Annotated in this window: 5 protein-coding genes and 2 pseudogenes; 2 read left to right on the top strand and 5 right to left on the bottom strand. The window is 43.9% G+C overall.

Translation table 11 applies throughout. The annotated features are described in order from the left end of the window. Nucleotides 1–722: 722 nt before the first annotated feature. From PX484_RS16600 to acs, 4 genes and pseudogenes are all read right to left on the bottom strand, one after another. A complete protein-coding gene (locus PX484_RS16600) occupies nt 723–1,118 on the bottom strand; it encodes a hypothetical protein (protein ID WP_287667196.1) in 396 nt (131 codons plus the stop codon). A 350-nt stretch (nt 1,119–1,468) separates the two neighbouring features. Next, nucleotides 1,469–1,591, bottom strand: a pseudogene (locus tag PX484_RS26080) (DUF29 family protein); the annotation flags it as partial. Continuing rightward, nucleotides 1,590–1,748: pseudogene (locus PX484_RS16590) on the bottom strand (ISAzo13-like element transposase-related protein); the annotation flags it as partial. The pseudogenes PX484_RS16590 and PX484_RS26080, both read right to left, overlap by 2 nt. A 131-nt stretch (nt 1,749–1,879) precedes the next feature. After that, nucleotides 1,880–3,850 (bottom strand): acetate--CoA ligase, encoded by a 1,971-nt coding sequence (acs, locus tag PX484_RS16585; protein ID WP_002801695.1) that lies wholly within the window; start codon nt 3,848–3,850, stop codon nt 1,880–1,882. A gap of 251 nt (nt 3,851–4,101) precedes the next feature. On the opposite strand from acs, the gene psaC reads away from it, so the two are divergent. Then, complete coding sequence (gene psaC / locus PX484_RS16580; RefSeq protein WP_002734319.1) at nt 4,102–4,347, top strand: photosystem I iron-sulfur center protein PsaC; 246 nt, start codon at nt 4,102–4,104, stop codon at nt 4,345–4,347. A gap of 324 nt (nt 4,348–4,671) precedes the next feature. On the opposite strand, the gene PX484_RS16575 is transcribed toward psaC, so the two are convergent. Further along, nucleotides 4,672–5,382 (bottom strand): Uma2 family endonuclease, encoded by a 711-nt coding sequence (locus PX484_RS16575; RefSeq protein WP_287765830.1) that lies wholly within the window; start codon nt 5,380–5,382, stop codon nt 4,672–4,674. Between the two features lie 75 nt (nt 5,383–5,457). Here PX484_RS16575 and PX484_RS16570 point away from each other — a divergent pair. Further along, nucleotides 5,458–5,662, top strand: a 205-nt coding sequence (locus tag PX484_RS16570) for an ATP-binding cassette domain-containing protein (RefSeq protein WP_288104813.1), incomplete at its 3' end; no start/stop codon positions are given.

Raw genomic sequence — 5,662 nt, 5'->3', positions numbered from 1 at the left:
TTCTTTGTACAAAATAACAGTAAAGATGCGATTTTTCATGGTGTCTTATCATCTCCGGCTTACTCTGAAAATCATAACATAACTGTTTCCTAATCGTTTGGTTAGAAAATAGTTAGGTTTCCTGATCATTGACCCAACTCAGGCTTTTTGAAAAACTCTATAAGATATTAAGTTATTAGTACTTAATCTAATATTGTCCCACCTTCCTAGAATTGAGTGAGAAGATTGTGCAAAAACAAGCGTAGAGTTGATATAAAGAATGGAAAATATTAAAGCAAAATCAAGTTTTTCTATCTTGAACTTTAACTTTGATGGTCTAATTAGGGTTTGCGGCAAAAAGTTTTTCGTGGGGGTAGGGTGTGGGGTGTGGGGTGTAGGGTGTGGGGTTTTACCCATTTTCAGGTGGTCAATTACCTAATTTTCAGAGAAAAAGTAACTGAATTTTTCCCCGATCACTCCAATGGTCGGCACTTTTTGGGGGGAAAAAAGTCTAAAAACCTTATCCAACAAAGTTTTTAGATTTATTCAGCAGAACCTAATTAACATCTTTTATCCTCAATTTGTCCGAAAATTCCGTCTAACGGTTGAACTCACCCACCGTCATTAACTTTGGATGTTAGAGGTAGCCTAGCATATGATCGGGCGCAGTGATTTGTTAGACGGGCTTAGATTTAGACAGGTGAAAGATGCGTGGGACTCACCCACAAGATCGGCGATCACACTTAACATCTTCTGAATGCGAATTCAACAGAGCTTCCCACTTCGGCTAATTCATATTTCGAGACTACCTTCAGTGTTACTGTATTTCCATCCTTCCATTGAATCACAACGTATCCGTCATCAATAATCCATTCACCAGAGGAGTAATGTGGTTCTGGTTCTATCCGTACTAAACCGGAGGTAATCGTTACATTACTCTCTCTACTAAAACTACCTCCTGGTTCCAGTTTGTACGTTTCTTTCCAATAGCCTGAAGAAGCACCGTCAGCATTAAATTTGCTTCTTTCCCAACAACCGGATATATCAGACTTGACTACACCCGTATTGTTAAATGAACAGCCCACTAACAACAGTAAACTTATCGCCATTAACTGTGAAACCTTGATGAACATAATCATCGTTGGATTACCTCCAAAATTCTGCCTAACTACACATTATACAGAAACTTTCTGCATAACAATCTCCAGAGCAACGATAGGGGTCAACTTTCTGCATATCACCCCGTTTTATAACATAAAATACTCATTTGTCAATAGTTAGCAATATTTAATCTGCTTATACTTCGAGTTTTGGTCTGAAAATGGGCGATCAATAGTCAAGCGATCGAGAGATGGGGAACAACTTATACTAAATCCGTTGAGTATAGGCTACATATCAAGACAGACAAAAGGCACTCATGCAAAAGGGAGAATAAATAATCAGTCTTTAATAACCAGATTTAGGATTATTTAACCTTCAATCCGGGCTATCACCGGGGCCACCAATCTTCGATCACCTGCGCGATAGTATAGGGACAAAACTCTGGAAAAATGCTAAGGATTAAACCTGTTTGTCTGGCGGCTTCTCGACGCGCTCTGGTATATTCCTTTGCCTACATTTACCCATCCCGCGTTTTGGCTCAGATCGTAAATTCCATAGGGAATGATTCTTCCCTTATCTTGGTCAGGAAAATCATGAACCAATACTTGTACTGGCTCTCCCTTTTTTAGCCATTCAGCACCGCTATTTTTATAATTTCCAATTAATTCTGGTTCTAACGAAGAACCGTTATAGATTTGATGCTTGAGCAAATATGTTCACCGAGAATCACTCCCGTTAGAGTGAGATAAGATTAACTCTTATTCCTCACCCTAACTACTAGGAAAAACCGGCAATTAAATTAGGCACCTTGCCGTAATTTATCCAAAACCGATCGATCCTCTAGAGTAGAAGTATCACCGGAAATCTCTTGACCTGATGCTAAAGTTCGCAAGAGACGACGCATAATTTTACCCGATCGCGTTTTTGGCAGCACATCGGTAAAACGGATTTCTCCCGGTCGGGCAATAATGCCAATTTCCTTGACAACGTGATCCTTTAATGCTTGCGCTAACTCCGGACTCGCTTCATAATGCCCCTCAAGAGTCACAAAAGCATAGACTTCTTCCCCTTTAATTTCATCTGGTCGTCCCACCACAGCCGCCTCTGCTACCGCAGGATGGGATACTAAAGCTGATTCGATCTCCATTGTCCCTAAACGGTGGCCAGAAACGCTCATCACGTCATCAACGCGCCCCATTACCCAGAAATAACCGTCTTCGTCCTGACGGCTACCATCCCCAGCAAAATAGAGATATTGGCCATCTTTGGGGGCGATATGTTCCCAGTAGGTATTGCGGAAGCGATCGGGATTTTTATAAACTGTTCGCATCATACCGGGCCAGGGATGTTTGACCACCAGATAACCCCCCTCATTCGCTTGGGCGGGATTACCGTCTAAGTCCACCACTTCGGCCATAATACCGGGGAAAGGTAGGGTTGCTGACCCCGGTTTGGTGGCAATTGCCCCGGGTAGGGGAGTAATCATAATCCCCCCGGTTTCCGTTTGCCACCAAGTATCGACAATCGGACATTTTTCTTTACCGATAACCCGGTGATACCACATCCACGCTTCCGGGTTAATCGGTTCTCCCACGGTTCCCAGTAAGCGCAAAGAGGATAAATCCCGGCTATTGGGGATGTCTTCACCCATTTTGATAAAAGCGCGGATAGCAGTGGGGGCAGTATAAAAGATATTAACGCGATATTTCTCAATTACATCCCAAAAACAGCCTAAATTAGAGGGACGGGGAACCCCTTCATACATTACCGTGGTGGCACCATTGGAAAGCGGTCCGTAAACGATATAACTATGGCCGGTAATCCAACCCACATCGGCAGTACACCAGTAAACATCGGTGTCTTTCAGGTCAAAAATCCATTTGCAGGTGACATGGGTGTAGAGATTATAACCGCCGGTGGTGTGGACGACTCCTTTCGGTTTGCCGGTGGAACCACTGGTGTAGAGGATAAATAACATATCTTCGCTATCCATCGGTTCGGCCGGACAATTAGCAGATACCTGTTTTTGTAGATCATGCCACCAGTAATCGCGATCGGCAACCATATTGATGGGTTCCTTGCTGCGCTGGACAACGAGGACTTTTTCCACACTGGGGGCGCTATTATCGGCTAGAGCCAGATCTACCTGTTCCTTGAGGGCAACTACTTTATCCTTGCGGAAACCACCATCGGCAGTGATTACCACCTTAGCGGCCGCATCATTAAGACGATCGCGCAAAGCATCGGCACTAAATCCCCCAAAAACTACACTGTGGGGCGCACCAATTCTGGCACAGGCTAACATAGCGATGGCCGCTTCGGGAATCATCGGCATATAAATTCCGACCACATCGCCTTTTTTCACGCCTAATTCCTTTAAAGCGTTGGCAAATTGGCACACTTCTCGGTGTAGCTGTTCGTAGGTAATGGTGCGGCTGTCTCCCGGTTCTCCTTCCCAGATGATGGCAGCTTTATTGCGCCTCCATGTCGTGAGATGTCTGTCAATACAGTTGTAACAAATATTAATCTTGCCGTTGACGAACCATTTAGCAAAGGGGGGCTGCCACTCAAGAACCTCTGACCATTTTTCAAACCAATGTAATTCTTTTTCGGCTAATTGGGCCCAAAAAGCCGGGGGATCGGCCTTGGCTTTGGCGTAGAGTTGCTGATATTCTTCAAAGCTTTTAATGGTGGCATTCTGGGCAAATTCGGCACTGGGGGGAAACAGCCGATTTTCCTGTAGGATCGATTCGATCGCTATTTCTGTCATACTGGCAAACGAAATAAATTATCTTGCGATCCAGATTACCTTTTTCGGTTCCCCGCGTAACCCCGGCAAGCAATTCTTTAAGGCTATTTTAGGATTGCCCGATCCCTGACTAGCGATCGCCATTTGGCCCCAAGTGTTACAGAGTTTAAAGTTATGTCACCGATCGAGCGATGAACAGATCGCTGTAAGGTAAACTAACCGATAAACCCGAAATTTAACATGGAGAACACTCGGTAAGGAGTCATAATTCAATGTCTCATAGCGTTAAAATTTACGATACCTGTATCGGTTGCACCCAATGCGTTCGGGCTTGTCCCCTCGACGTGCTGGAAATGGTTCCCTGGGATGGCTGTAAAGCTGCCCAAATTGCCTCCTCCCCCCGCACGGAAGACTGTATTGGTTGCAAACGTTGCGAAACCGCTTGTCCGACGGATTTCCTAAGCATTCGGGTTTATCTCGGAGCAGAAACCACCCGCAGTATGGGTCTAGCCTACTAGGCCTGGCAATCATTCTGTGTTTAACATTTAGCGAAAACTAATCTTGTTAAGAGGACTAACCAGTCCTCTTTTTTTTTGTTATACTCCCGTCGCTAGTGAAGATTTTAGTTAGGGTTTGCGGCAAAAAGTACGGGCGAAGCATTCGGATAGAAAATCTACGGTTTCACCGATAAGTTATTGCCCGAATGCTTCGCCCCTACAGGACGCAATCGCCGATCAAGATGCAAGGTTTTTGAGCCACTAGCTTTAAAATCTTGCACCTGCCTCGCCAAACAGGCCCCAAACCCCTTACCTCGTCTATATTTCACATTTATTCAGCAGACCCTAGTTAGGTAATTCCCCAAAAAGTTGACGATATTTTTGCAGTTTTGCCTCCATTTCTACTAACTGCTGATTAGCCTGTTCTGCCCGTTGGCGTTCATTTTCAGCCCGTTGGCGTTCATTTTCAGCCCGTTGCTTTTCCTGCTCCAGTAGTTGATTAATTTCGCTGTAGGACAAAAATTGAGTACCATCAGGACGATAAATTTTTAACTCGTCGGTTAAGTCAAAACGAATGCCTAAACGGGGACTCACCCAATTATTAACCTCACTAACACTGTCTAAACTGTCACCAATTCGCTGCCAAGCTTCTAGACTATTATCATCGGGATCATAGACGTAGTATTCTTGGACTCCATAGCGATCATAAAATAGCAATTTTTTGGCCATTTCGATGGAGGTATTACTGGGAGAAAGAATCTCAAAGACGACTTGAGGAGCAAGATTATCTTCTTGCCATTGTTTGTAGGAACCTCGATCGCCTTTCGGTCTGCCAAATACTACCATCGTATCAGGAGCGGCAGCAATTTTCGGCTGGCCTTCCACGGGATACCACAACAGATCCCCCGCTACAAATACCTGGGGATCATCGATATATAACCAGTCGAGATTCTGCTTAATCGTCACTATCCAGTTAAATTGTTTAGTATTATCTGCCATCGGTTTACCGTCGCTCTCAGGATAGATAATCTCGGTTTTGTTAACTTGACTAACCATGGGGAATACCTGCCGAACTCATTGGGCTATTTTTATTATATAATAAACTTGAACTAAGTAAGGAAAAGACCGCTCTTGATTTTAGAACTACAGCAAGTAAATTTAGCTATCCGACGGGGTAGTGCTTATCTGTTAGAAGATATTACTTTTAGCATCAAGCAAGGAGAAAAGTTAGCTATTGTCGGAGCATCTGGGGCAGGAAAAACGACTATTTTACGATTGTTAAATCGTTTGCAGGAACCAAGCACGGGAAATATTTATTTTCAAGGTAAATCGATTA

The organism is Microcystis sp. M49636_WE2, assembly GCF_030065375.1.
Taxonomy (GTDB): domain Bacteria; phylum Cyanobacteriota; class Cyanobacteriia; order Cyanobacteriales; family Microcystaceae; genus Microcystis; species Microcystis aeruginosa_C.
This window is presented reverse-complemented; position numbering and strand designations above follow the sequence as displayed.